At 72.4% G+C, this 25,677-nt stretch carries 22 protein-coding genes; 20 read left to right on the top strand and 2 right to left on the bottom strand.

What is annotated here, in order from left to right; genetic code table 11:
* The first annotated feature begins 40 nt into the window (after positions 1-40).
* Positions 41-1,681 carry an L-glutamate gamma-semialdehyde dehydrogenase gene (gene pruA / locus FIP57_RS00735; protein ID WP_148570940.1) on the top strand — a complete coding sequence of 547 codons (1,641 nt, stop codon included), beginning with the start codon at positions 41-43 and terminating at the stop codon, positions 1,679-1,681.
* Positions 1,678-1,851: a hypothetical protein gene (locus FIP57_RS23005; RefSeq protein WP_162529637.1), complete on the top strand. Its 174-nt coding sequence runs from the start codon at positions 1,678-1,680 to the stop codon at positions 1,849-1,851. The genes pruA and FIP57_RS23005 overlap by 4 nt, the downstream gene beginning before the upstream one ends.
* A gap of 1 nt (position 1,852) precedes the next feature.
* On the opposite strand, the gene FIP57_RS00730 is transcribed toward FIP57_RS23005, so the two are convergent.
* Positions 1,853-2,338, bottom strand: coding sequence for a DUF2505 domain-containing protein (locus tag FIP57_RS00730; protein ID WP_148570938.1), 486 nt, complete (start codon positions 2,336-2,338; stop codon positions 1,853-1,855).
* 174 nt (positions 2,339-2,512) lie between these two features.
* On the opposite strand from FIP57_RS00730, the gene FIP57_RS00725 reads away from it, so the two are divergent.
* The 5 genes from FIP57_RS00725 to FIP57_RS00705 are packed head-to-tail and all read left to right on the top strand — an operon-like array spanning position 2,513 to position 13,150.
* Positions 2,513-7,429: an NAD-glutamate dehydrogenase gene (locus tag FIP57_RS00725; RefSeq protein ID WP_238993191.1), complete on the top strand. Its 4,917-nt coding sequence runs from the start codon at positions 2,513-2,515 to the stop codon at positions 7,427-7,429.
* A gap of 29 nt (positions 7,430-7,458) precedes the next feature.
* Complete coding sequence (locus FIP57_RS00720; protein WP_238993232.1) at positions 7,459-9,717, top strand: SpoIIE family protein phosphatase; 2,259 nt, start codon at positions 7,459-7,461, stop codon at positions 9,715-9,717.
* Positions 9,717-10,631, top strand: coding sequence for an ABC transporter ATP-binding protein (locus tag FIP57_RS00715; protein ID WP_203230972.1), 915 nt, complete (start codon positions 9,717-9,719; stop codon positions 10,629-10,631). Before FIP57_RS00720 ends, FIP57_RS00715 begins: the two co-directional genes overlap by 1 nt.
* Complete coding sequence (locus FIP57_RS00710; RefSeq protein ID WP_148570930.1) at positions 10,628-11,704, top strand: ABC transporter permease; 1,077 nt, start codon at positions 10,628-10,630, stop codon at positions 11,702-11,704. The genes FIP57_RS00715 and FIP57_RS00710 overlap by 4 nt, the downstream gene beginning before the upstream one ends.
* A gap of 18 nt (positions 11,705-11,722) precedes the next feature.
* Positions 11,723-13,150 (top strand): amidase, encoded by a 1,428-nt coding sequence (locus FIP57_RS00705; protein ID WP_148570928.1) that lies wholly within the window; start codon positions 11,723-11,725, stop codon positions 13,148-13,150.
* A 4-nt stretch (positions 13,151-13,154) separates the two neighbouring features.
* On the opposite strand, the gene ku is transcribed toward FIP57_RS00705, so the two are convergent.
* Positions 13,155-14,111: a non-homologous end joining protein Ku gene (gene ku, locus FIP57_RS00700; RefSeq protein WP_148570926.1), complete on the bottom strand. Its 957-nt coding sequence runs from the start codon at positions 14,109-14,111 to the stop codon at positions 13,155-13,157.
* A gap of 85 nt (positions 14,112-14,196) precedes the next feature.
* On the opposite strand from ku, the gene ligD (FIP57_RS00695) reads away from it, so the two are divergent.
* The 13 genes from ligD (FIP57_RS00695) (at position 14,197) to FIP57_RS00640 (ending at position 25,598) form a co-directional block, all read left to right on the top strand.
* Positions 14,197-15,150 (top strand): non-homologous end-joining DNA ligase, encoded by a 954-nt coding sequence (ligD, locus tag FIP57_RS00695; protein ID WP_148570924.1) that lies wholly within the window; start codon positions 14,197-14,199, stop codon positions 15,148-15,150.
* Positions 15,143-16,063: a non-homologous end-joining DNA ligase gene (ligD, locus tag FIP57_RS00690; protein ID WP_148570922.1), complete on the top strand. Its 921-nt coding sequence runs from the start codon at positions 15,143-15,145 to the stop codon at positions 16,061-16,063. The genes ligD (FIP57_RS00695) and ligD (FIP57_RS00690) overlap by 8 nt, the downstream gene beginning before the upstream one ends.
* A 154-nt stretch (positions 16,064-16,217) precedes the next feature.
* The gene (locus tag FIP57_RS00685; protein WP_148570920.1) at positions 16,218-16,802 is read left to right on the top strand and encodes a DoxX family membrane protein; all 585 of its coding nucleotides are present in this window, start codon (positions 16,218-16,220) and stop codon (positions 16,800-16,802) included.
* 511 nt (positions 16,803-17,313) lie between these two features.
* On the top strand, positions 17,314-18,567 hold the full coding sequence (locus FIP57_RS00680; protein ID WP_148570918.1) for a TadA family conjugal transfer-associated ATPase: 1,254 nt from the start codon (positions 17,314-17,316) through the stop codon (positions 18,565-18,567).
* A 4-nt stretch (positions 18,568-18,571) separates the two neighbouring features.
* Complete coding sequence (locus FIP57_RS00675) at positions 18,572-19,420, top strand: type II secretion system F family protein (RefSeq protein ID WP_148570916.1); 849 nt, start codon at positions 18,572-18,574, stop codon at positions 19,418-19,420.
* Entirely contained in the window at positions 19,417-20,310 is an 894-nt protein-coding gene (locus FIP57_RS00670; protein ID WP_238993189.1) for a type II secretion system F family protein, read from the top strand. The genes FIP57_RS00675 and FIP57_RS00670 overlap by 4 nt, the downstream gene beginning before the upstream one ends.
* Before the next feature lie 20 nt (positions 20,311-20,330).
* Positions 20,331-20,513, top strand: a complete 183-nt coding sequence (locus tag FIP57_RS00665; protein ID WP_148570913.1) for a hypothetical protein — start codon at positions 20,331-20,333, stop codon at positions 20,511-20,513.
* A 1-nt stretch (position 20,514) separates the two neighbouring features.
* Positions 20,515-20,898: a TadE/TadG family type IV pilus assembly protein gene (locus FIP57_RS00660; RefSeq protein WP_148570910.1), complete on the top strand. Its 384-nt coding sequence runs from the start codon at positions 20,515-20,517 to the stop codon at positions 20,896-20,898.
* Entirely contained in the window at positions 20,895-21,338 is a 444-nt protein-coding gene (locus FIP57_RS23495; protein WP_203230971.1) for a hypothetical protein, read from the top strand. Before FIP57_RS00660 ends, FIP57_RS23495 begins: the two co-directional genes overlap by 4 nt.
* On the top strand, positions 21,335-21,754 hold the full coding sequence (locus FIP57_RS00655; protein ID WP_203230970.1) for a pilus assembly protein TadG-related protein: 420 nt from the start codon (positions 21,335-21,337) through the stop codon (positions 21,752-21,754). Before FIP57_RS23495 ends, FIP57_RS00655 begins: the two co-directional genes overlap by 4 nt.
* 195 nt (positions 21,755-21,949) lie before the next feature.
* The gene (locus tag FIP57_RS00650) at positions 21,950-23,029 is read left to right on the top strand and encodes a DUF2235 domain-containing protein (protein ID WP_148570907.1); all 1,080 of its coding nucleotides are present in this window, start codon (positions 21,950-21,952) and stop codon (positions 23,027-23,029) included.
* A gap of 17 nt (positions 23,030-23,046) precedes the next feature.
* Entirely contained in the window at positions 23,047-24,165 is a 1,119-nt protein-coding gene (gene prfB, locus FIP57_RS00645) for a peptide chain release factor 2 (RefSeq protein WP_148570904.1), read from the top strand.
* Between the two features lie 104 nt (positions 24,166-24,269).
* Positions 24,270-25,598 (top strand): zinc-dependent metalloprotease family protein, encoded by a 1,329-nt coding sequence (locus tag FIP57_RS00640; protein ID WP_148570901.1) that lies wholly within the window; start codon positions 24,270-24,272, stop codon positions 25,596-25,598.
* Positions 25,599-25,677: the final 79 nt, after the last annotated feature.

The raw sequence follows: 25,677 nt of genomic DNA, 5'->3' as shown, positions 1-25,677 counted from the left end.
GGAGGTTGGGGTGGCCATCCGGACGTGCCACGATCGGGGCATGGATGCCGTGACCGCCCCGCCCCCACCGGTCAACGAGCCGACGCTCACCTACGCCCCCGGCTCGCCCGAGCGCGCCGCCCTCGAGGCTGAGCTGGCCCGCCAGGAGGCGACGACGGTGGAGCTCACCGCGACGATCGGGGGTCGCAAGGTCCCCGGCGGTGGCCGCGCGCTCCGGGTCGTGCAGCCCCACGACCACCAGCACGTGCTCGGCGTCGGCCACCACGCCTCGCGCGCGGACGCCGAGGCGGCGATCGCGGCGGCGGAGGAAGCCGCCCCGGGGTGGGCCGCGATGGACTTCGACGACCGGGCTGCGGTGCTGCTCAAGGCGGCCGACCTGCTCGCCGGCTCGTGGCGCCAGCGGCTCAACGCGGCCACGATGCTCGGCCAGTCGAAGACGGCGTTCCAGGCCGAGATCGACAGCGCCTGCGAGCTCATCGACTTCTGGCGCTACAACGTGCACTTCGCCTCGCGGATCCTCGCGGAGCAGCCGATGGCCCACGCCCGCGGCGTCTGGAACCGCAGCGACCACCGGCCGCTCGAGGGGTTCGTCTACGCGATCACCCCGTTCAACTTCACCGCGATCGCCGGCAACCTCCCGACGGCACCCGCGCTGATGGGCAACACCGTGCTGTGGAAGCCGTCGCCCACCCAGCAGCTCGCCGCCCACCTGACCATGGAGCTGCTCGAGGAGGCCGGGCTCCCGCCGGGCGTGATCAACCTGCTCCCCGGCGACGGCATCGACGTCTCCGAGGTCGCGCTGCGCCACCCGCACCTGGCCGGCATCCACTTCACCGGTTCCACGGCGACCTTCCAGCACCTGTGGCGCACGGTGGGGGAGAACATCACCGGCTACCGCGCCTACCCCCGCATCGTCGGGGAGACCGGCGGCAAGGACTTCGTCGTCGCCCACCCGTCGGCGGACCCCGACGTGCTGCGGGTCGCGCTGATCCGCGGCGCCTTCGAGTTCCAGGGCCAGAAGTGCTCCGCGGCCTCCCGCGCGTACGTCGCCCGCTCGGTGTGGGAGCGGATGCGCGACGACCTCCTCGGGGAGACCGAGGCGCTGCCCATGGGCGACGTCACCGACCTGTCGAACTTCATGGGCGCGGTGATCGACGAGCGTGCCTTCGCCAAGCACCGCAAGGTGGTCGAGCGGGCGCACTCCGACGAGCGGCTCGACGTGCTCGTCGGCGGCGAGCTCGACGACTCGGTGGGCTGGTTCGTCCGGCCGACGATCGTGCAGGGCGAGCCCGACGACGAGATGTTCACGACCGAGTACTTCGGGCCGATCCTCGCGGTGCACGTCTACGACGACGGTGACTTCGAGACGGTCGTCGACCAGATGGAGAGCGCGGCGCCGTACGCCCTCACCGGCGCCGTCGTCGCGCAGGACCGCCGCGCGATCGCCTGGGCCACCGAGCGGCTCCGGTTCGCGGCCGGCAACTTCTACGTCAACGACAAGCCGACCGGTGCCGTGGTCGGCCAGCAGCCGTTCGGCGGCGGCCGCGCGTCGGGCACCAACGACAAGGCGGGCGCGATGTCGAACCTGCTGCGCTGGACCTCGCCGCGCAGCATCAAGGAGACCTTCGACCCGCCGAAGGACCACCGCTACCCGCACATGGACCCAGGGGAGCAGGCGTGACCCCCCTCCACCTCGGGGAGCTGCACGCCTACGAGCAGGCCCTGGTGATGGTGATCGCGCTGGGCCCGTTCGCCGTCCTCGGGATCGCGGTGTACGTCGTGCGCAAGCGCGACCTGGCGGCCGAGCAGGCCGAGCAATCCGAGCAGGACAAGGAGACGTCCGCGGACTGACTCAGTCCTGCCCCAGCCAGCTCGCGCCGACCCGCCCCTCGCGCCGCAGCGCCCGGCGGAGCACCTCCTCGACCATTCCTTCGAGACGGCCGCCGACCAGCGGGACCCCGACCTTCACCTCGCCGCGGAACACCTCGTCGGTGCCGCCGTCGTGGTTCGGCACCAGCCGGACCGTGCCGCGCAGGTGGCCGGGCTTGCCGGGGATCTCCATCACCAGGTCCGCGGTCTCCGGACCGGTCCACCGCTCGCGCTGGACGATCCGCACGGTGTCGCCGACGACCTTGGTCGCGATCGACGGCGCGCCCTTCATCGACTGGGTGCGGGTGATCTCCACCTCGGTGACCGCGCCGTCGCGGTCGATGCGCACGGTGTGCTCCAGCGCGTCCTGGTAGGTGCACACGTGCTCGCGGAACTCCTGGCTGGTGAGCATCTCGAGGACCTCGGCCGGCGAGGCCGGGTAGCTGTTGACGTGCTCGAAGACCTTCACCGGCAGCTCACCTCGTCGGGGGCGGCCTGGTTGGTGGGGCAGTGGCTGGAGAGCATCGGGACATCATGGCAGCGCACCGTACGGAGGGGGGTGCTTGGAAGGGCGCGGCGGCAGTTCTAGGGTCAGCCTCAGCAGCACAATGAGGTGCTGCGGATGAAAACTCAGGAGCGAGCGGTGTCCCCTCTCGGTCACGACGAGACCGACCACGAGCACGATGACGTCGTCGCCAGGGCAGCAGCCCTCGCGACCTCACGGCGGGGGAGCTCCGGTCCACCCGGACCCACCGCCGAGCAGTTCGTCCGGCAGTACTACCGCCACGTCTCGACGGAGGACTTCGCCGACCGCAACGACGTGGACGTCTACGGCGCGGCGATGAGCCACTACCGGCTCGCCGCCGAGCGACCGCAGGGCACCGCGACCGTGCGCGCGTTCACGCCGACGGTCGCCGAGCACGGCTGGTCCGCCGACGGCCACACCGTCGTCGAGGTGGTCACCGACGACATGTCCTTCCTCGTCGACTCGGTGACGATGGAGCTCAACGAGCAGGGGCGTGGCGTCCACCTGGTGGTGCACCCGCAGCTCCTGGTCCGCCGCGACGTCACCGGGGCGCTGCAGGAGGTCATCGACGACGAGGGGTACGCCGCCCTCACCGAGGCCGACGTCTGCCGCGAGTCCTGGATGCACGTCGAGATCGACCGCGAGGCCGAGCCCGAGCAGCTCGAGGAGATCGAGAAGTCGCTGCGCCGGGTGCTCAGCGACGTGCGCGAGTCCGTCGAGGACTGGGCGAAGATGCAGCACCAGGTCGAGGTCGTCATCGAGGACCTGCAGGAGAACCCGCCCGTCTCCCTCGACCCCGAGGAGGTCGAGCAGGGCGCCGCGCTGCTGCGCTGGCTCGCCGAGGACCACTTCACCTTCCTCGGCTACCGGGAGTACCGCCTCGAGGAGGCCGAGGGCGACACCGTCCTCCGCGCGGTGGCCGGCACCGGGCTGGGCATCCTCCGCACCGACCAGGACCTGTCGTCGTCGTTCGGCAAGCTGCCGCCGCTGGTGCGCGAGAAGGCGCGCGAGAAGAAGCTGCTGGTGCTGGCGAAGGCGAACTCCAAGGCCACCGTCCACCGCCCGGTCTACCTCGACTACGTCGGGGTCAAGAGCTTCGACGAGAACGGTGAGGTCGTCGGCGAGCGGCGCTTCCTCGGGCTCTACTCCTCGACGGCCTACACCGAGTCGCTGACCCGGATCCCGGTGGTGCGCGAGAAGGCGCGCGGCGTGCTGGCACGGCTCGGCGCCGACGAGCAGAGCCACACGGGCAAGGCTCTGATGGACATCCTCGAGAACTACCCGCGCGACGAGCTGTTCCAGACCGGGCTCGACGAGCTGGTGCGCATCGCCAAGGCGGTGCTGCACACCCGCGACCGCCGCCGGCTGCGGCTCTTCGTCCGCCCGGACGCCTACCACCGCTACCTGTCCTGCCTGGTCTACCTCCCGCGCGACCGCTACAACACCGCGGTCCGTGAGCGGATCGCCGAGCTGCTCAAGGAAGAGCTTCGCGGCAGCACCGTGGACTACACCGCGCGCGTCGGCGAGTCGCTGCTGGCGCGGGTGCACTTCGTGGTGCGCCCCGAGCGCGGACGGACGATCGACGTCGACGTCGACGTCCCCGGGCTCGAGCGCCGCATCGCGGAGGCGGCCCGCTCCTGGCAGGACGACTTCGCCTCCGCGGTCCGCGAGGAGTACGGCGAGGCCACCGGCGCCCGCCTCGCCCGCAGGTACGGCGGCTCGTTCCCCGAGGCCTACAAGGAGGACTACCCGCCGCGCACCGGGGCCGTGGACCTCGGCCGGCTCGAGGGGCTCTGCGAGGGCGCGGACGACGGCGCACCGGTCGAGCGGATCGCGCTGTCGTTCTACCAGCCGGTCGACAGCGAGCCCACCGAGGCGCGGCTGAAGGTCTACCGCGTCGGTCCGCCGCTGTCGCTGAGCCACGTGCTGCCGATCCTGTCGACGATGGGGGTCGAGGTCGTCGACGAGCGGCCCTACCAGCTCGACGGGCTGGGCAGGCCGACGTACATCTACGACTTCGGGCTCCGCCACAGCCGGCCGATCCCCGACGACGTCCGCGAGCTGTTCCAGGACGCGGTCGCCGCGGTCTGGGAGGGGCGCAACGAGGCCGACGGCTTCAACGGGCTGGTGCTCGCTGCCGGGCTCACCTGGCGGCAGGCGACGGTGCTCCGCGCCTACGCGAAGTACATGCGCCAGGGCGGGACGCCGTTCGCGCAGGACTACATCGAGGACGCGCTCAAGTCGAACCTCGACATCACGCGGCTGCTGGTGCAGCTCTTCGAGACCCGGTTCGACCCCGCCGGTCCCGACGAGGCCGGCCGCGACGCGCGCGCGGAAGCCCTGACGCAGAAGGCGTTGCGTGCCCTCGACGAGGTGGTCAGCCTCGACCAGGACCGGATCCTGCGCTCCTACCTCACGGTGATCGGCGCGACGCTGCGCACCAACTACTTCCAGAAGGGCGCCGACGGGGCGCCGAAGCCCTACATCTCGTTCAAGTTCCGCCCCGACGAGATCCCGGAGCTGCCGCAGCCGCGGCCGCGCTTCGAGATCTTCGTGTACTCGCCGCGCGTGGAGGGCGTTCACCTCCGGTTCGGCGCCGTGGCCCGAGGCGGGCTGCGGTGGAGCGACCGGCGCGACGACTTCCGCACCGAGGTGCTCGGGCTGGTCAAGGCGCAGATGGTGAAGAACACCGTGATCGTGCCGGTGGGCGCGAAGGGCGGGTTCTTCTGCAAGCAGCTGCCCGACCCGTCCGACCGCGAGGCCTGGATGGAGGAGGGGAAGGCCTGCTACCGCACCTTCATCCGCGGGCTCCTCGACATCACCGACAACCTCGTCGACGGCGAGAACGTCCCGCCGCCGGACGTCGTGCGCCGCGACGGCGACGACTCCTACCTGGTGGTCGCCGCCGACAAGGGCACCGCGACCTTCTCCGACATCGCCAACGCGGTGGCCGCGGAGTACGGCTTCTGGCTCGGTGACGCCTTCGCGTCCGGCGGCTCGGCCGGCTACGACCACAAGGCGATGGGGATCACCGCCCGCGGCGCGTGGGAGTCGGTCAAGCGCCACTTCCGCGAGCGCGGGATCGACTGCCAGAGCGAGGACTTCACCTGCGTCGGCATCGGCGACATGTCCGGTGACGTCTTCGGCAACGGGATGCTGCTCTCGGAGCACATCCGGCTGGTCGCGGCCTTCGACCACCGCGACATCTTCCTCGACCCCGACCCGGACGCTGCCACGTCGTACGCCGAGCGCCGTCGGCTCTTCGAGCTGCCGCGGTCGAGCTGGCAGGACTACGACAAGGAGAAGATCTCCACCGGCGGTGGTGTCTGGTCCCGCCGGGCGAAGTCGGTGCCGATCGGCGACGAGGTGCGCCGGGCGCTCGACCTGCCCGACGGCACCACGAAGCTGACGCCCAACGAGCTGATCCGGGCGATCCTGCAAGCCCCGGTCGACCTGTTGTGGAACGGCGGCATCGGTACCTACGTGAAGTCGGAGGTCGAGACCCACGCCGACGTGGGCGACAAGGCCAACGACGCGATCCGGGTCAACGGCTCGCAGCTGCGCTGCGCGGCGGTCGGCGAGGGCGGCAACCTCGGGCTCACCCAGCTCGGCCGCATCGAGTACGCACGGCGTGGCTGCGGTGGCGAGGGCGGCCGGATCAACACCGACTTCATCGACAACTCCGCCGGCGTCGACACCTCCGACCACGAGGTGAACATCAAGATCCTGCTCGACCGGGTGGTGCGGGCCGGCGACCTGACCGGCAAGCAGCGCAACCAGCTGCTCGCCTCGATGACCGACGAGGTCGCCGGGCTGGTCCTGAAGGACAACTACGAGCAGAACATCGCGCTCGCCACCGCCGCGTGGCTGGCCGAGCCGCTGCTCCACGTCCACGAGGACTGGATGTGCCGGCTCGAACGGCAGGGGTACCTCGACCGCCGGCTGGAGTTCCTGCCGTCGAGCGAGGAGGTCTCCGAGCGGCTCGAGCGTGGCGAGGGGCTGACGGTCCCGGAGCTGTCGACGTTGCTGGCCTACACGAAGATCGTGCTCGCCGAGGACCTGCTCGAGTCCGGGCTACCGGACGACCCGTTCCTGGTCGAGGACCTGCACGACTACTTCCCGGAGCCGCTGCGCCAGCGGTACGCCGACCAGGTCGACCAGCACCCGCTGCGCCGCGAGATCGTGGTGACCCAGGCGGTGAACGCGCTGGTGAACGGCGCGGGCGTCACCTTCTACCACCGGCTCTCGGAGGAGACCGGGGCCTCGGCCGAGGAGCTGGTCCGGGCGAACTTCGTGGCCCGGGAGATCTTCGGCTCCCGCGCGTTCGTCGACGAGGTCTACGCGCTCGACAACCAGCTCGACGCGGCCGTCCAGATCCGGATGCGCATCGTGATGCGGACCCTGGTCGAGCGGGCGACCCGCTGGCTGGTCAACAACCGCCGGCCACCGGTCGACAGCCGCGCCACCGTGGAGTTCTACCGCGGCAGCGTGGAGCGGCTCATGAAGGCGCTCCCGGAGCTGCTCTCGGGCCGCGAGCTGGCGGCCTACGAGCGGCGGCGCGACGAGCAGGTCGCCCGGGGGGTCCCGGAGGAGCTCGCCGAGCGGGTGGCGGTGCTGCCCCCGGCGTACGCCCTGCTCACGGTGGTGGACACCGCCGAGCGGGACGGCTTCGACCCGCTGGAGGTGGCCCGTGTGCACTTCGCGCTCGGCGACACCCTGGGGCTGTCGATGCTCGTCGACCGGATCCTGGTGCTGCCGCGCGACGACCGGTGGCAGACGATGGCGCGGGCGGCGCTCCGCGACGACCTGCACGCGGTGCACAGCGCGCTGACCGCGCAGGTCCTCGCCGACACGCCGGACGACGCGCCGGTGGAGGAGCGGATCGCGACCTGGATGGAGCGCGACGAGATGGTGGTCCGGCGGGCTGCCGAGACGTTGCGTGACATCTGCGGCGAGGAGAAGGCCGACCTGGCCCGGCTCTCCGTGGGGCTCCGGGTGGTCCGCACCCTGCTCTCCGGGTTGGCGGGCGCCTGACACCGTCTAGAGTGCGGCCGGTGACATCGATGCTGCCCGCCGGGACGCCTGTCGACCTGGAGAACTGCGAGCGGGAGCCGATCCACATCCCCGGCAGCGTGCAACCCCACGGGGTGCTGCTGACGGTGGCCGACCCGTCGGGCCCGGTGCTCCAGGTCAGCGACAACTGCGCGATGGTGTTCGGCACCGGCCCGGACGAGCTCCTCGGCTCCACGCTCGACCAGCTCTTCGGGCAGGCGGACCTCGAGACGCTGACGTCGGTGATGCTCGCCGGCCGGGTGGCCACCACCGGCACCCCGCTCCGGGTGCGGTCGCTGGCCCGCGACGACGAGCTGGACGCGGTGGTGCACCGCAGCGGCAGCCGCTGGATCGTCGAGCTCGAGCCGCAGCTGACCGAGAGCCCGCTCGTCGCGACGCTCCACGAGGTCCGGACGCTGACCGCCGAGCTCGGGGCGACCCGGTCGATCGAGGAGCTCCTCGAGGCCGGGGTGCAGCACGTCCGGGCGCTGACGGGCTTCGACCGGGTGATGGTCTACCGCTTCGACCGCGACTGGAACGGCGAGGTGGTCGCCGAGGCGAAGCGCGACGACCTCGAGGCGTTCCGCGGGCTGCACTACCCGGCCGGCGACATCCCGCCGCAGGCACGGGCGCTCTACGCGGTGAACTGGCTGCGGTTCATCCGCGACGTCGACGCGGTCAACTCGCCGCTGGTGCCGATGGTCGACCCGGAGCTCGGCGAGCCGCTCGACCTCTCGCTCTCCGTGCTGCGCAGCGTCTCGCCGATCCACTGCCAGTACCTCCGCAACATGGGGGTCCGGGCGTCGATGTCGGTCTCGCTGATCATCGACGGCGAGCTGGCCGGGCTGATCGCCTGCCACCAGTACGCCGGCCCCTACGTCCCGAGCCCCCTGGTGCGGGCGACCTGCGAGTTCCTCGCGCAGACGCTCTCGATGATGCTCGCCGAGCGGGAGCGCGACGAGCGGATGGCCCGGTCGGCGCAGATCCAGCGGGCGCTCGCCACGGTGACCACCGGCACCCGGGACACCAGCGAGCAGCTCAGCGCCGCCCTGGAGCGCCACGCAGAGGCGCTGCTCGCGATGGTCGGGGCCGGCGGCATGTCCTGGGTCCTCGACGGCGCCACGCACGCCTACGGCGACGTGCCGGACGAGCCGGTGCTCGAGCGGCTCCGGGCCTGGGGCCGCAGCCGGTCGACCGACGACGGGCTGGTGGCGACCGACCACCTCGGTGAGGAGGAGCCGACGCTCGCGGCGTACTCCGACACCGCGGCCGGGTTGCTGATGATCCAGGTCGCCGACGGCCAGGACGTGATGTTCCTGCGCCCCGAGGTCGTGCACACCGTCGACTGGGGTGGCAACCCGCACCTCAAGGAGCTCCGCACCGACGCCGACGGCGTCGCCCGGCTCAGCCCGCGCGGCTCGTTCGCGCTGTGGCGCGAGACCGTCCAGCAGCGCTCGGCGCCCTGGGAAAAGGGCGAGCTGGAGGCGGCCGCGACGCTGCGCACCCACCTCGTGCACCTGCTCTACGAGCGGAACCGGGCGATGGCGACCGTCGCGGAGGCGCTGCAGCGCAGCCTGTTGCCCGAGCGGCTCCCCGCGGTCCCCGGCTGGGAGCTCGCGGCCGACTACCGCCCGGCGTCCGCCGGCGTCGGCGGCGACTGGTACGACGCGCTCCTGCTGCCCGACGGCGACGTGCTCCTGGTCCTCGGCGACATCGCCGGCCACGGGCTCGCTGCGGCCGGTGCGATGGCCCAGATGCGCAACGCGCTGCGTGCCTACGCCGTCGAGGACTCCGACCCGGCGGTCGTGCTCACCCGGCTCGACCGGCTGGTCGCTCTGCTCACGCCGGACGAGATGGTGACGGCGGCCGTCGCCCGGCTCGACCCGGCCAGCGGGAGCGTCACCGTCGCCTCGGCGGGCCACCCGGCCCCGGTCGTCACCCGGGCCGGTGCCGGCTACGAGCTGCTCCCGGTCGACCCCGGGCCGCCGCTGGGCACCGGGCTGCTGCTGCAGGACCCGCAGCGCACCTCGGTGATGGCGCAGCTCGCGCCCGGCGACGCGCTGCTGATGGCCTCCGACGGGATGTTCGAGCGGCGCGACCAGGCGCTCGACGCCAGCCTCCAGGCGTTCGCGGGCCACGTCGGTGTGGTGGTCCGCACGGAAGCGGATCCGGCCTCCGCGCTGCACGCCCTCCTCGACCACGCCCGCCCCTCGGGCAGCGACGACGACGCGACGCTGCTGCTGGTGGTGCGGGCCGACCAGCCGCGATGATGGCCGCCGGCGACGTCGCGATCCGCACCGTCGAGCTGCGGAAGAGCTACGGGCGCACGGTCGCGGTCGACGGTGTGTCGCTGGAGGTCCGGACGGGGGAGTTCTACGGGATCCTCGGCCCCAATGGCGCCGGCAAGACCACGACGCTGGAGATCGTCGAGGGGCTGCGCCGCCCCGACGGCGGCACGGTCGAGCTGCTCGGCTCCGCCCCGTGGGGCCGCGAGCCGGCGCTGATGCGGCGGATCGGCGTCCAGTTCCAGGCCGCGGCGTTCTTCGACCGGCTCACCGCCCGCGAGCAGCTGCGCACGTTCGCCGCCCTCTACGGCCTGGGCCACGGCCCCGCCGACCGCTGGCTGGAGCGCGTCGGGCTCGACGGCAAGGCGCGCACCCTCACCCAGGACCTGTCCGGCGGACAGGCGCAGCGGCTGGCGATCGCCTGCGCGCTGGTCCACGAGCCGGAGCTGGTCTTCCTCGACGAGCCCACCGCGGCGCTCGACCCGCAGGCCCGGCGCAACCTGTGGGACCTGCTCCGCTCGCTCAACGACGAGGGCCGCACGGTGGTGCTCACGACGCACCACATGGACGAGGCCGAGTCGCTCTGCGACCGGGTGGCGATCATGGACCACGGCCGGGTCCTCGTCGACGACCGGCCGGCGAACCTCGTGCGCGACCTCGACGCGCCCGTGCGGGTGCACCTGGCGCCGGGCCGCGTCGACGTCGTCGCCGCCCGGGCGCTGCCGGGGGTCGAGACCGCCGCGGACGACCCGGAGTCCGGCCTCACTCTGACCACGCGCACGCCCTCCGCGGTGCTCACCCGGCTCGCCGAGCTGGACGCGCTGGAGGGGCTGCAGGTGCGGGGCGCGAACCTCGAGGACGTCTTCCTCCAGCTGACCGGCCGGGAGTACCGCGCATGAGCACCTGGGGCTCGTCGTTCCGCGGCGTGGGCGTCGCGCTGGTCAAGGGGTTCTGGCGCGACCGCTCCGCGGTGTTCTTCTCGGTCGTCTTCCCGCTGATGTTCCTCGTGCTCTTCGGCACCCTGTTCGACTCCACGACGAGCTCGAGGATGACCCTGCTGCAGGTCGGCGACGTCGCGGTGCTCGACGACCTCGACGAGGGTGCCCGGGGCGCCTTCGAGCAGTCCTTCAACGTCACCCGTGAGGACGACCGCGCCGCCGCGCTGGACGAGGTGCGCGAGGGCGACGCCGACGTGGCCGTGGAGATGGACGGCTCCACGATGGTCGCCCACTACACCGAGACCGACCAGGTCCGCGCCGCGATGGTGCAGGGCACGCTGTCGGCGTTCGTGAACAGCGCCAACCTCGCCGCGACCGGCGAGCCGCCCCGGTTCTCCTTCCGGGCCGAGTCGGTCGAGGACGACTCGCTCGAGGTGATCCAGTACTTCACGCCCGGGCTGCTCGGGTGGGCCGTCGCGATGAGCGCCGCGATCGGCGCCGCCGCGACCCTGCAGGGGTGGCGGCAGACCCGGCTGCTGCACCGGATCCAGCTCGCCCCGGCTCCGGCCTCCGCGGTCGTCTCCGCGCGGGTGGTCGTGACCGTCCTGACGGCGCTGGTGCAGCTCACGATCTTCCTGGCCGTCGCGATGCTCGGCTTCGGGCTGCGCCTCGAGGGGAGCTGGTACCTCGCGGTGCCCCTGCTGGTCGCCGGCACGCTGTCGTTCATGGCCATCGGGCTCCTCGCGGGCGCGGTCTCCAAGACCGCCGAGGGGGCGGTCAACACCGCGAACTTCGTCGTGCTCCCGATGGCGTTCCTCAGCGGATCGTTCTTCGTCCTCGACGGCGCGCCGCAGTGGCTCCAGACGGTCTCGTGGGTGATGCCGCTGCGCCACCTCAACGAGGGGATGCTCGACGTCCTCGCCCGCCGCGGGCAGGGGCTTACTGCGATGCTGCCGCAGGCCGGATACGTCCTCGGGTTCGGCGCCGTCGTCGGCGCGCTGGCGGTCGTGCTGTTCCGCCGCGCGAACGGCTGAGCCGCTACGGTTCCCCGCGTGAGCGATCCCGAGCAGCTGCTGTCCGCCGTCGCCGAGGCCCAGGCCCGCGCCGTCGCCGCCGGAGAGGTGACCGCGGTCGACCTCGTCGAGGCGTCCCTCGCCCGGCTCGAGCGCCACGAGCCGCTGCTCAACGCGTTCACGCAGGTGCTCGCCGACGAGGCGCGCGTCGAGGCCGCGGCCCGGGACGCCTGGCAGTCGCGCGGCAAGGAGCTGGGGCCGCTGCACGGTGTCCCGATCGCCATCAAAGACGAGTACGACGTCGCCGGCACCGTCACCTCGTACGGCGGGGACGCGAACCGGACCCCCGCCCTCCGCGACTCCGAGGTGACGCGGCGGCTGCGCGAGGCCGGCGCGGTGATCGTGGGCAAGACCACGATGCCGGAGTTCGGGGCGTGGCCGTTCACCGAGTCGGCGCGGTTCGGCACCACCCGGAACCCGTGGGCCCCGGGCCACACCCCGGGCGGCTCGTCGGGCGGCACGGCGGCCGCGGTCGCGGCAGGGATCGTCCCCGTGGGGCTCGGCGGCGACGGCGGCGGGTCGATCCGGATCCCGTCCGCCTGCTGCGGGTTGTTCGGGCTCAAGCCGACCCGGGGCCGGGTCTCGGCGTACCCCTCGACGAACCTGTGGGGCGCGCTCGGCACCACCGGGCCGCTGACCCGCTCGGTGGTCGACTCCGCGCTGGTCTACGACGTGCTCCGCGGCAACGTCGACGGCGACCCGTTCCCGCTGGCCGACCCGCCGGTGCCGTTCCTGGAGTCGGCGCGGTTGACGACCGCGGAGTCGCAGCGCAAGCTCCGCGTCGGGTGGGCGGTGCGCTCGACCGTCCCCGGGATCAAGCCGGCGCCGGAGCACGTGCGCGCGGTCGAGGAGACCGCCGCGCTGCTCGAGGGGCTCGGCCACGAGGTGCGCGAGATCGACCCGCGCTACCCCGACGCGACCACGGCCTTCGTCCCGCAGTTCTTCCACGGCATCCGCAGCTCGGCGGCCTCCGTCGAGGTCCCGGCCGACCTCGAGCGGACCACGAAGCAGACGGTCGCCCTGGGTGCCTGGGTGCGCCCCCGGGTGGTCGCGGCGGCGATGCGGCGCGGCGAGAAGCTGGCGGCCCTGGTCGACGAGCGGGTCTTCACCGGCTGCGACGTGCTGCTGACGCCTACCATCGCACACCGGCCGCCGCGGGTCGGCCGGCTCGAGGGCGCCAACGTGGTCACCGCGTCGTGGCGCGCGCAGCCGATGATCGCCTACACCGGGCTCTGGAACACCACCGGCCACCCGGCCGCCTCGGTCCCCGCAGGCACCGGTGACGACGGGCTGCCGCTGGCGGTGCAGCTCGTGGCGGGGCGCGGCGACGAGGCGACGCTCTTCGCGCTGTCGGCGCAGGTCGAGTCGGTCCGCCCGTGGGCCGACGCGTGGCCGCCGCTGGGGTGAGCGGCTAGGCCGACTTCTTGGCGGCCGTCTTCTTGGTGCTGCTCTTCTTCGCCGCGGTCTTCTTCGTCGACTTCTTGTCGTCGCTCTTCTTGCTCGACGACTTCTTCGACGCGCTCTTCTTGGCGGTGGACTTCTTGGTGGACCTCTTCGGAGCCTCGTCCTCTTCCTCGTCCTCGTCCTCGCCGCGGGCGCTCTTCGCGGCGGCCACCGACTTCTGCAGCGCGGCGAGCAGGTCGACGACCTCGCCGGCCGAGGGCGCCTCCTCCTTGGTCCGCTTGACCTCGCCGCCCTCGAGCTTGGCCTGGACGAGCGCCTGGACCGCGTCGGCGTAGTCGTCCTCGAGCTCGTCGGGGTCGTAGTCGCCGGCGAGGGTGTCGAGGAGCAGCCGGGCCATCTCGAGCTCCTGCGGCTTCGGCTTCTCGACGTCCTTGAGCGAGCCGAAGTCGGGGGTGCGGATCTCGTCGGGCCACATCATCGTCTGCATGACGAGCACGTCGTCCTTGACCCGCAGCATCGCCGGGGCGGTGCGGTTGCGGATCGCGACGGTGACCACCGCCACCCGGTCGCTCTCCCGGAGCGCGTCGCGGAGCAGCGCGTAGGGCTTCAGCCCGCTCTTCTCCGGCTCGAGGTAGTAGGACTTCTCGAGCAGCATCGGGTCGATCTGCTCGCGGGGGACGAACTTCTCCACCGAGATCTCGCGGCTGCTGTTCGAGGGCAGCTCGGCGAGGTCGTCGTCGTCGAGGACCACCATCTCGCCGTCGTCGGTCTCGTAGCCCTTCGCGATCTCGGCGTAGGGGACCTCCTCGCCGTCGATCGAGCAGACCCGCTGGTACTTGATCCGCCCGCCGTCCTTCGCGTGCACCTGGCGGAAGGAGATGTCGTGGCTCTCGGTCGCGGAGTACAGCTTCACGGGCACGCTGACCAGCCCGAACGACACCGCACCTTTCCAGATCGCGCGCACCGGTCCTCCTCGTTCTCGGCAGCCGGTACCTACCCCACCGGGCGGCACCTGAGACCCACGGTAGCGATCGGGGAGGATGGTGCGCATGCGTCCGATGCTCGCCACGCGCGGCACCTCGATCCCGACGGGGCCCGAGTGGCTCCACGAGGTCAAGTGGGACGGCATGCGCGTGCTCGCCGTCCTGGAGGGCGGGCGGCTGCGGCTGCTGTCGCGCAACGAGAACGACGTCACCGTCTCGTTTCCCGAGCTCGCCGGGCTCACCGAGTGCTGCGGCGGGCGTGACTTCGTGCTCGACGGCGAGATCGTCGCCTTCCTCGACGGCCGTCCGGTCTTCGGCGCGCTCGCCGACCGGATGCACGTCCGCAACAAGCGCCGTGCGGAGCAGGTGGCGGCGCGCAACCCGGTGACGCTGCTCGTCTTCGACCTGCTCTCCCTCGACGGGCTCGACATCACGACGCTGCCGCTGGAGCAGCGGCGGGAGGCGCTGGAGTCCCTAGGGCTGCAGAACCGCCACCTGCAGGTGCCGCCGGTGTACGACGACGGCCGGGTGCTCGCCGAGGCGACCAAGGCACAGGGGCTCGAGGGCGTGGTGAGCAAGAAGCGCGGATCGGTCTACCGGCCCGGCCAGCGCACCGAGGAGTGGCTGAAGTTCCCGCACCGGCCGTCGGGCTCCTACGTGGTCGGCGGCTGGCGGTGGGAGACCGGTTCGGCGACGCGGGTCGGGGCGCTGCTGGTGGGGGAGCCGACCCCCGAGGGGCTCGTCTACCGCGGCCGGGTCGGCAGCGGGGTGATGGGCAAGGCGTCGAGCCGGCTCAAGGAGCTCCTGGAGCCGTCGCACCGGGGCTCGTCGCCGTTCGCCACCGAGGTGCCCCGCGAGGACGCCCTCGGGACGGTGTGGGTCGAGCCGGAGGTGGTCGTCGAGATCGCGTCGCTCGGCTACACCCCGCAAGGACGGCTGCGGCAACCGTCGTACCTCGGGACGCGGAGCGACCTGGCGCCCGACGACCTGATCGACCTGGGAGGCGGCGAGGATGGCTGAGGCGTCTGCGGAGGTGCGTGTCGAGGTCGACGGGCGCAAGCTCACGGTGAGCAACCTCGACAAGGTGCTCTACCCGGAGACCGGCACCACGAAGGGGGAGGTGCTGCACTACTACGCCCAGGTGGCGCCGGTGCTGCTGCCGCACCTCGCGGACCGCGCGGTGACCCGGATCCGCTGGCCGCACGGCACCCACGACAAGTCGTTCTTCGAGAAGAACGCCCCGCAGGGCGCGCCGTCGTGGCTGCGCACCGCGCGGGTGCCGACGACGGGGTCGCGCGGCGAGTCCCGGTACGGCGACCACCTGCTGTTCCCGGTCGTCGAGTCGCTCGCCGACCTGACCTACCTGGCGAACCTCGCCTCGATCGAGCTCCACGTGCACCAGTGGAAGGTCGACGACGAGGGGCAGCCGCTCAACCCGGACCGGATGGTCATCGACCTCGACCCCGGCCACCCCGCGGGGCTGCAGGAGTGCGCGCAGGTGGCGCTGCTGGTCCGTGACCGGCTCTCCGCACTGGGGCTGTCGGCGGCACCCGTGCTCAGCGGCAGCAAGGGGCTGCACCTCTACGCGCCGATGCCGGGCACCCTCACCGCCGACCAGGTCCGCGACGCCGCGAAGCAGATCGCCGAGGCGCTGGAGAAGGAGGAGAAGCTCGTCATCTCCCAGATGACCAAGGCGAAGCGGTCCGGCAAGGTCTTCCTCGACTGGTCGCAGAACACCGGCTCCAAGACGACGATCTGCCCCTACTCCCTGCGCGGCAAGGAGCGGCCGTACGTCGCCGCGCCGCTCACCTGGGAGGAGGTCGAGGAGGGCGCCGAGGAGCCCGGCGAGCTGCAGCAGCTGACGTACGACGAGGTGCTGGAGCGGGTCGACGAGCTGGGGGACGTCTTCGCCGAGCTGATGGGCGGCGGCTGACCTCCGCAGGTGTCATGCGGACACCCGGCTGAGGTCCAAAGACCATACGGGGCTGGGGTCCTGACGAGGATCGTCAGTAGTGCAAGAACGTGCCCCGGCGGAGGACACAGGGCCCTCCACGACGCCGGGAAGCACACCACCTCGGAGGACCGTCATGGCCACCACCACCAACCAGCAGAGGGAAACGCACCGGGCCTTCTCCGACATCGTCCGGAACGAGTTCACCATCGACGAGGCCAGCACCCGCCGTCACCCGATGGCGGTCGCGGTCGCCGCAGGGCTGACCCGGCTCGCCCTCGGGTGGGTCTTCCTCTGGGCCTTCCTCGACAAGACCTTCGGGCTCGGCCACGAGACGCCGGGCGAAGCCGCGTGGGTCAACGGCGGAAGCCCCACGGAGGGGTTCCTGGCGAACGCGCCGAGCGGCCCGTTCGCGGACCTCTACAACGACCTCGCCGGCCAGGGTTGGGCCGACTGGTTGTTCATGATCGGGCTCGCCGGCATCGGCATCGCCCTGATCCTCGGCGTCGCGATGAACATCGCGGCCTTCTCCGGCGCACTGATGCTGGTCCTGATGTGGACCGCCGTCCTGCCTCCGGAGAACAACCCGTTCATGGATGACCACCTCATCTACGGTGCGGTCCTGGTGCTCCTGGCCCTGTTGGGCGCGGGTCGCTACCTCGGGCTCGGCGCCTACTGGGAGCGCCTGCCTCTCGTGAGGAAGGCCCGCATCCTCCGGTGAGGCATCCGGACGGGGACAAGACCGGAGCCGGCTCGTCAGAGCCGGCTCCGGCCGCGTTTTCCGCCCGTCGGCGGCTGCGGCATGTGACGTCGCCCACGACACGCGCGTCTGTGTTTGCAGCGCCCCTACGGATGGGTAGTGTTTCGTTTCGCGCCTCGCCTCGAGCCAACCCCCGACGCTCGAGGCGGGGCGCCTTCCAATTCCCCGGACCGCCCCTGTCGGGCACCCGCAGCCGCCCCTAGGACGTGCGGCTTCGGGTGCCCGGGGACCGGCCGGGAGGGGTGGGTGGGGTGGTGGTAGCCGGTCCCACGGAAACGCAGGTGCCTCCGTTGACATCAACCGTGGTCTGTTGAGGCTTCACCCGGCAACAGGTGGGCCCCTCGTGGCCTAGACCGGGGCGCTTCTCCCCAGCGCTCCCTCGCCGAGGTGCAATCGAAGGTAAAACCGCTCACACTTGCCGGCGGCCACCGGTGCTTCTCGTCGGTGGTCGTGAACGGGGGGCACGGGGGACATGAGCTTGACGCACAGCACGCCGGACGGTGACGTCCTGGACGTGCTCGACGCGGCGCTGCGCGCACAGGTGCGCCGCGACGGCATCGACCCGCAGCAGGACCGTGAGCTGCTGCGGTCGATTGCCGAGCAGGTGGTGCGCGACCACGACCGGCGCAGCCTGACCGGTGCGGTGCTCCCGCTGACCGATGTGACGTCGGTCGTCGACTCGCTGGTCGCGAACCTCTCCGGCTTCGGTGCGCTGCAGCCGTACCTCGACGACCCGACGGTCGAGGAGGTGTGGATCAACGACCCGTCCCGGGTCTTCGTCGCCCGTGACGGTCGCCACGAGCTGACGCCGGTGATCCTCACCCGGCACGAGGTCGCCGAGCTCGTCGAGCGGATGCTGAAGTCCAGCGGCCGCCGGATCGACCTGAGCCAGCCCTTCGTCGACGCCATGCTCCCGGGCGGGCACCGGCTCCACGTCGTGCTGGAAGGGATCTCGCGCGGGTTCAGTGCGGTGAACATCCGCAAGTTCGTGGTCAAGGCGACCGGGCTCGAGGACCTGGTCGCCCTGGGCAGCCTGACGCCGACGGCAGCGCGCTTCCTCAAGGCCTCCGTGGTGGCCGGGCTCAACATCCTCGTCGCCGGCGGGACCCAGGCCGGCAAGACGACCGCCCTGAATGCGCTCGCTGCGTCGATCCCCGGCGGCCAGCGGGTCGTGAGTGCCGAGGAGGTCTTCGAGCTGGACTTCCCGCACCCCGACTGGGTGCCGCTCCAGACCCGCCAGCAGGGGCTCGAGGGCACCGGTGAGGTGCGGCTGCGCGACCTCGTCAAGGAGAGCCTGCGGATGCGCCCGTCGCGGCTCATCGTCGGAGAGGTACGCGCGGAGGAGGCTCTCGACCTCCTCCTGGCCCTCAACGCCGGGCTGCCGGCGATGGCGACCCTCCACGCGAACAGCGCCCGCGAGGCGCTGGTGAAGCTCTGCACCCTGCCGCTGCTGGCCGGCGAGAACATCTCCGCCCGCTTCGTCGTCCCCACGGTCGCCTCGTCGGTGGACCTCGTGGTGCAGCTGGGGATCGACCACCAGGGCGTCCGCCGCGTGCAGGAGGTCGTCGCCGTCCCGGGGCGGACCGAGGGCGACACCATCGAGACCGAGCCGGTGTTCGTGCGCCAGGACGGTGCGCTCGTCCGCGGCGGTGGCCTCCCGCCGCGCCGCGAGCGGTTCGACCGCGTCGGGATCGACGTCGCCCGGCTGCTGAACGAGTCGGAGTGACGCGGTGGGGGTGATCGTCGGGCTCGGCGTCGGACTCGGGCTGCTGCTGGTGTGGAACGCCGTCACCACGCCGCCGAAGGAGCGCGCGCCGCGGCCATCCCGGCTGCGGCTGCTGCTCGACGGCGCGGGGTTGCCGTCGACGACGGTCGCCCAGCTGGTCGCGGTCTGCGCGGCCTGCGGCGTGCTCGCCTTCGTGGCGGTGCTCCTGGTGTCCCGCGCGGCTCCCGTCGCCCTGGTCTTCGGAGCTCTGGCGGGCTACGGACCCTTGTCACTGGTGTCGGGGCGCGCCCGGCGCCGCCACGGCGAGCTCGCCGAGGTGTGGCCCGACGCGGTGGACAACCTCGCCAGCGCCGTGCGTGCGGGGATGTCGCTCCCCGAGGCGGTCGGCGGGCTCGCCGAGCGCGGTCCCGAGCCGCTGCGGGAGCCCTTCCGGACCTTCGCGGTCGAGTACCAGCGGTCCGGCCGGTTCGACCAGTGCCTCGACCGGCTCAAGGAGCGGCTCGCCGACCCGGTGGGTGACCGCGTGGTCGAGGGGCTGAGGGTGGCGCGCGAGGTCGGCGGTGGCGACCTGGGACGCCTGCTGCGCAACCTCTCCGGCCACCTGCGCGACGACGCCCGCACCCGGTCCGAGCTGGAGGCCCGCCAGAGCTGGGCGGTCAACGGAGCGCGACTCGCGGTCGCCGCGCCCTGGCTGGTGCTGCTCCTGATGTCCTTCCAGCGCGAGGTGATCGCGAGGTACTCCTCCGGTGCCGGGATGGTCGTCCTGGCGATCGGTGCCGTGCTGTGTGCCGTGGCGTACCGGCTGATGCTCCGCATCGGCCGCCTTCCCGTCGAACGGCGGGTGATGGCGTGACGACCGGTGGCTGGGGAGCGCTGCTCGGCGCGCTCGCCGGCGCCGGGGCGTGGTTGGTGGCGATGCGGGTCGTGGCGGTCCGGCGCGGGCACTTCGAGGCCCGGGTGCTCCGGCACCTGACCGACGTGCCCGACGTCGCACCGGTCCGCCCGACGGTCGGGGTGCAGAGCGCTGCGGTGCTGCTCGACCGGGTGCTCGGCGGCACCGCGTCGGTACGACGCCGCCTCGAGCGGGCCGGATCGCCGATGACCGTCGCGGAGTTTCGCGCGGAGCAGGTCACCTGGGCGGTGGTCGCGTTCTGCGTGGCCTCGGCGGGTGCGGTCCTGGTGGCGCTGAACAGCACGGGCCGGCTGCTCCCCCTCCTGGTGCTCGTCGTGGTGGCCGCGGTCCTCGGCGCGCTGCTCCGGGAGAACCGGCTGACCGCGCAGGTACGTGCCCACGAACGGCAGGTGCTCGCCGGGCTCCCGGCTGTCGCGGAGCTGCTGGCCCTCTCCGTCGCCGCGGGTGAGGGGCCGGTCGGTGCTCTGGAGCGGGTCGTCGCCCGCAGTGCCGGCGCACTGTCGCGCGAGCTGGAAGAGGTGCTCGCCGCGGTCCGCACGGGCACCCCGGTGGCCACGGCGTTCGACGGGTATGCCCGCCGCACAGGCGTGCCGGCCGTGGCCAGGTTCGCGAGCGGCATCGCCGTCGCGATCGAGCGCGGAACCCCGCTCGCCGACGTCCTGCACGCGCAGGCGGGTGACGTGCGCGAGGCGCACCGACGCGCCCTCATCGAGACAGGGGCCCGACGTGAGGTCGCGATGATGGTGCCGGTCGTCTTTTTTGTCTTGCCTACAACAGTGATGTTCGCGTTCTGGCCAGGGGTGGTCGGACTGAGGTTGGTGACTCCGTGACGGAGGACAGAGGGGAAACGATGAACGCAGTGCTGCTGGCTCTCCTGAGCCGATTCGGGGAGCGGGTCCGCGACGAGCGCGGCGACGTCCCGGGGTGGGTGATGATCACCGTCATGACCGCGGGGCTCGTGGCCGCGCTCTGGGCGGTTGCCGGGCCGGAGCTCGAGCGGATGCTGCGCGAGGCTCTCAGCTCCGTCGCCTGACGTGCGTGGGCGCAGCGAGCACGGCGTCGCGGTGGTCGACTTCGTGCTCGTCCTGGTGGTGCTGGTCCCGCTGCTGCTGGGGCTGCTCCAGGTCGGCCTCGTTCTGCACGTCCGCAACACGCTGACCGCAGCGGCGTCCGAGGGCGCCCGCTACGCCGCGACGGTGGACCGCGGGCCGGCCGAGGGTGCGGCCCGGACCCGGCAGCAGGTCCGGGAGGCGCTCGCCGGCCGGTTCGCGCGGCAGGTCTCGGCACGCGAGGTCACCGTCGACGGCGTCCCGGGCGTGCGGGTCGACGTCCGCGCGGAGGTGCCGCCGCTGGGGCTGTGGGGTCCGGCGGTGCGGCTCGAGCTCTCCGGCCACGCGGTGGAGGAGGTCCTGCCGTGAGTGGCTCCGAGAGGGACGAGCGCGGGTCGGCGCTGGTCGAGGTGACCTGGCTGTCGCTGCTGCTGCTCGTGCCGCTGCTCTACGTGCTTCTCGGCGTCTTCGAGGTGCAGCGGGCGTCGTACGGCGTGAGCGGAGCGGCCCGGGCAGCGGCGCGTGCCTACTCGCTGGCGCCGGACGAGGGTTCCGCACCGGCTCGTGCCCGTGCCGCGGCCGCAGTGGCGCTCCGGGACCAGGACGTCGACGTCGCGGACGTCGCGATGACGGTCCGATGCGAACCGCAGCCCGGCAACTGCCTGGCACCCGGCAGCGCGATCACCGTGCTGCTCCGCCACCAGGTGCGGCTGCCGCTGGCCCCGGACGCGCTCGGTGCCCAGGCGCCGTCGTTCCGGGTCGAGGCCGACCACACCGTGGTGTACGGCGAGTTCCGGGAGGACCGGTGACCGGGCGCGACGAGCGCGGGCAGACCTCGCTGCTCGTCGTCGGCTTCTTCGTGGTGGCGCTGCTGCTGGTGGTCGTGGTGGTCGACGCGTCCGCGGCGTACCTGCAGCGGCAGCGGCTCGACGCGCTGGCCGACGGCGCGGCGCTGGCGGCCACCCAGGCCGTCGAGGGGGAGCAGGTCTACACCGACGGGCTGGGGGAGCGGGCCCGGCTCGACCCCGCCGACGCCCGCCGCCACGTGGCGGCGTACCTGCGAGCGGCGAGCGGCGAGCGGCTCGGGTTCCGGGTGCGCACGACCGTCGACTCCGTGGAGGTGGAGGTGTCGACGGCACTTGACCTTCCGCTGGTGCCTCCCGGGTGGGACGGCCGCGCCACGGTGACCGGCCGTGCCGCGTCGTACGTCGACGTCGTCGACTGAGGGCGCGGAACTGTACGCCCGTTCGGGGCACCCCGGCATGGCCCGTCCGGGCGTTGTGGCATGACCCGGGCGATCCCTACCGTCGAGGGAGGAGCTCACCTCGGGAGCAGCCATGAGCAGTGTCGGCACCGTCGAACCCCGCGTGGATGGCGCCCCAGCCTGTCGTCGCACCCACCTGACGAGAGGACCGAGACGATGAAGCGGCTCGTCATCGCCTGCGACGGCACCTGGAACAAGGCCGACCAGCAGAAGGACGGCAAACCCTGCCCGACCAACGTCTGCAAGGTGGCGCAGCGGATCGCCGAGGTCGCGCCCGACGGCGTGCGGCAGGAGGTCTACTACGCCGCCGGTGTCGGCACCGAGTGGGGCGAACGGCTCCGCGGCGGCGCCTTCGGCTTCGGCCTCTCCCGCGAGGTGCAGAAGGCCTACCGCTTCCTCGTCGACCACTTCGAGGAGGGCGACGAGATCTTCTTCTTCGGCTTCAGCCGGGGCGCGTTCACCGTCCGCAGCACCGCCGGGCTGGTCCGCAACGCCGGGATCCTCCGCCGCGAGCACCGCGACCTCGTCGGCGAGGCCTACGAGCTCTACCGGGACCGCGAGCGGCACCCGGACAGCGAGGAGGCCCGCCGGTTCCGCGCGGAGCACTCGATCGAGACCCGGATCCGGTTCATCGGCGTGTGGGACACCGTGGGTGCCCTCGGCGTGCCGCTCGACGGGCTGCGGTTCCTCAACCTGATCAACCGGCGCTGGGAGTTCCACGACCTCGACCTGAGCAGCCGGGTCGACTCCGCCTTCCACGCCGTCGCGATCGACGAGCAGCGCGGCCCGTTCAAGGCGGCTCTGTGGAACCAGAGCCCCGAGGGCCGAGCGAAGGGCCAGGAGCTCGAGCAGGTCTGGTTCGCAGGGGTGCACTCCGACGTCGGCGGCGGCTACCCGCGCTCCGGCCTCGCCGACCTGGCGCTGGAGTGGATGGTCGACCGGGCCCGCCGCTGCGGGCTCGGTTTCGACCTCGCACCCGCGCTCGACCTCGACGAGGCGCTCGCCGACACCCTCCACGACTCCCGGACCTGGTTCTACAAGCTGCTCAAGCCCGCGCCGCGGGTCATCGGGCGGGTGCCCACCGGGCGGGAGTCGGTCGCCTCGACGGCGGTGCAGCGCCACGAGCGGGGGGTCGACGGCTACGCGCCGGCGACGCTCCTCGACAACCTGGCGGGGCGTCCGGTCGTGACCGACATCCGGGGCAGCGGCAGCCCGTCGAGGGTGCAGCCAGCCTGACGGTAACGTTGCCCGACGTGGCAGGCCCCGACTTCGAAACCCGCATCAAGGCGCTCCAGGCGACCATGCACACCATCGAGCAGGTGCTGGAGCCCGACCGCATGCGGGCCGAGATCGCCGACCTCGGCGAGCAGGTCGCCGCGCCGGACCTCTGGGACGACCAGGCCAACGCGCAGCGCGTCACCGGCCGGCTCTCGACCCTCCAGGGCGAGCTCGACCGCTACGCCAACCTCAAGCAGCGGCTCGACGACGTCGAGATGCTCATCGAGATGGCCCGGGAGGAGGGCGACGACGAGTCGCTCGCGGACTCCGAGAAGGAGCTCGACCGGATCGCCAAGGCCGTCGAGGCGCTCGAGGTCCGCACCCTCCTCAGCGGTGAGTACGACGCCCGCGAGGCACTCGTGACCATCCGCTCGGGAGCCGGGGGAGTGGATGCCGCCGACTTCGCCGAGATGCTGATGCGGATGTACACCCGCTGGGCCGAGCGGAACAAGTACCCCGTCGAGGTCTTCGACACCTCCTTCGCCGAGGAGGCCGGCATCAAGTCGGCCACGTTCGCCGTTCACGCGCCGTACGCCTACGGGACCCTGTCGGTCGAGGCCGGCACCCACCGGCTGGTCCGGATCAGCCCCTTCGACAACCAGGGCCGTCGGCAGACCTCGTTCGCCGCGGTCGAGGTCGTCCCGGTGCTCGAGCAGACCGACGAGATCGACGTGCCGGAGGAGGAGGTCCGGGTCGACGTCTACCGCTCCAGCGGCCCCGGCGGCCAGTCGGTCAACACCACCGACTCGGCGGTCCGGCTGACCCACCTCCCGACCGGCCTGGTGGTCTCCTGCCAGAACGAGAAGTCCCAGCTGCAGAACAAGGCCTCGGCGATGGTGATCCTCAAGGCCAAGCTGCTGGCGCTGAAGAAGGCCGAGGAGGCCGCGCACCTCAAGGAGCTCAAGGGCGACGTCGCCGCGAGCTGGGGCGACCAGATGCGTTCCTACGTGCTGAACCCCTACCAGATGGTCAAGGACCTGCGGACCAACTACGAGTCCGGCAACCCGCAGGCGGTGCTCGACGGCGAGATCGACGACTTCATCGAGGCCGGGATCCGCTGGCGGCGGGGCGCCGACAAGGCCGACCAGAACTGACACGACCTCGGCCAAAACCGACAAATTGGCACGATCCGCGCGTAACCTGGGCGAGAACGACCCTGGGGGGAACCGGGGTCTCCCGGTTGTCGAGGAGCTTGGTCGTGCGGCGGTTGCTCACCCTGGCGGCAGTGCTGCCCACCCTGCTGGCCCCTGCCGTGGCCACCGTCTCCGCCACCGCCGACCCGGGCCCGCGCACGCCGGCCGCCGGGCCGGCCACCAGCGTCCTCTCCGGCGTCGTCACCAGCTTCGTGACCGAGGGGCGCGCGGGCGTCCGCACCGCGCTCGTCGACGGTGACGCCGTCGTGCCGGTCAAGGGCGGCGGGCTCGAGCCCGGCACCCGGGTGACCGTGCGGGTCGCCGACGTCCCCGGCCGGGCCCACCGCGTGGTCGAGGTGCTCGACGTCCGGCGCGCCGCCTCCGGCTCCCGCACCGCCCGCGCCTCGACCGTGCGCCACAAGGTGTACGTCGCCTTCGCCGCCCCGGTCGGCACCTCCGTCCGCGACTCGATGCCGTCCGCCAAGGCGGTCACCACGATGGTCAACGGCAAGGTGAGCAGCTACTGGTCGTCCCAGACCGGCGGCCGGATCACCTTCCGGGTCGCCGCGACCACGAAGCGGTACGCCTCGAAGTACCGCTGCGGCAACGCCTGGGCGCTCTGGGAGGAAGCCGCCCGCAAGTTCAGGGGCGCGGCCACCGGGGCCAACAAGCACGTGCTCGTCGTCGTCCCGCGGACCGCCGAGCGGCGGGGTTGCGCCGTCGGCATGGGTTCGGTCGGCTCCTCGGTGAGCGCCGGCGGCGTCTCGTACGTCGCGCTGCACTCCTCGGCCATCTACGCCCACGAGCTCGGCCACAACATGGGGCTGGGCCACGCCAACAGCCTGCTCTGCGGCTCGCGCCAGGACACCACGGTGTCGGCGGGCGGGTCGCTCGGCAACAGCGGCTGCCGGGTCTACGACTACGACGACTACCTCGAGGTGATGAGCTCCAGCGGCGGCACCCGGGGAACCGGGGCGCTCAACGGCCCTCACGTCGAGGACATGGGGCTGCTCCCGAGCGCCATCCGGACCGTGCCGGCCGGGACCACGGTGAAGCTCCGGCTCGCCCCGCTCTCCGGCGCGGCCCGGTCCCTGCGGGTCGCCAAGGTGGTCGAGCCGTCCGGCGTCGCCTACTTCGTGCAGTACCGCGCGTCCCGCGGCATCGACGCCCGCAAGGCGCCGTACCGCCTCGGGGTGGAGCTGCACCGCGAGGACCCGACGAGCTACCGCTCCACCGGCAGCCTCTTCCTCGACGCGACGCCGAGCGGCCGCTACGACCTCGAGCGGGCCCTGCTCCCCGGCCGCACCTTCACCTCCGCCTCCGGCCGGGTGACGGTCCAGGTGCTCTCGCAGGACTCGACCGGCGCGACGGTGCTGATCCGCAACGGCGTGTGACCGGCGTCCCCCTCGCGGACCCTGGGGCTGACAGGACCGTCACCTAGACTCGGCCGTTGGCCGGCGCTCGACGTACGTC

The sequence above is a fragment of the Nocardioides caldifontis genome (genome assembly GCF_008087345.1).
GTDB classification, from domain to species: Bacteria; Actinomycetota; Actinomycetes; order Propionibacteriales; family Nocardioidaceae; genus Marmoricola_A; species Marmoricola_A caldifontis.
Note: the sequence above shows the minus strand (reverse complement) of the source record. Positions and strands in the feature narration are given on the sequence as shown.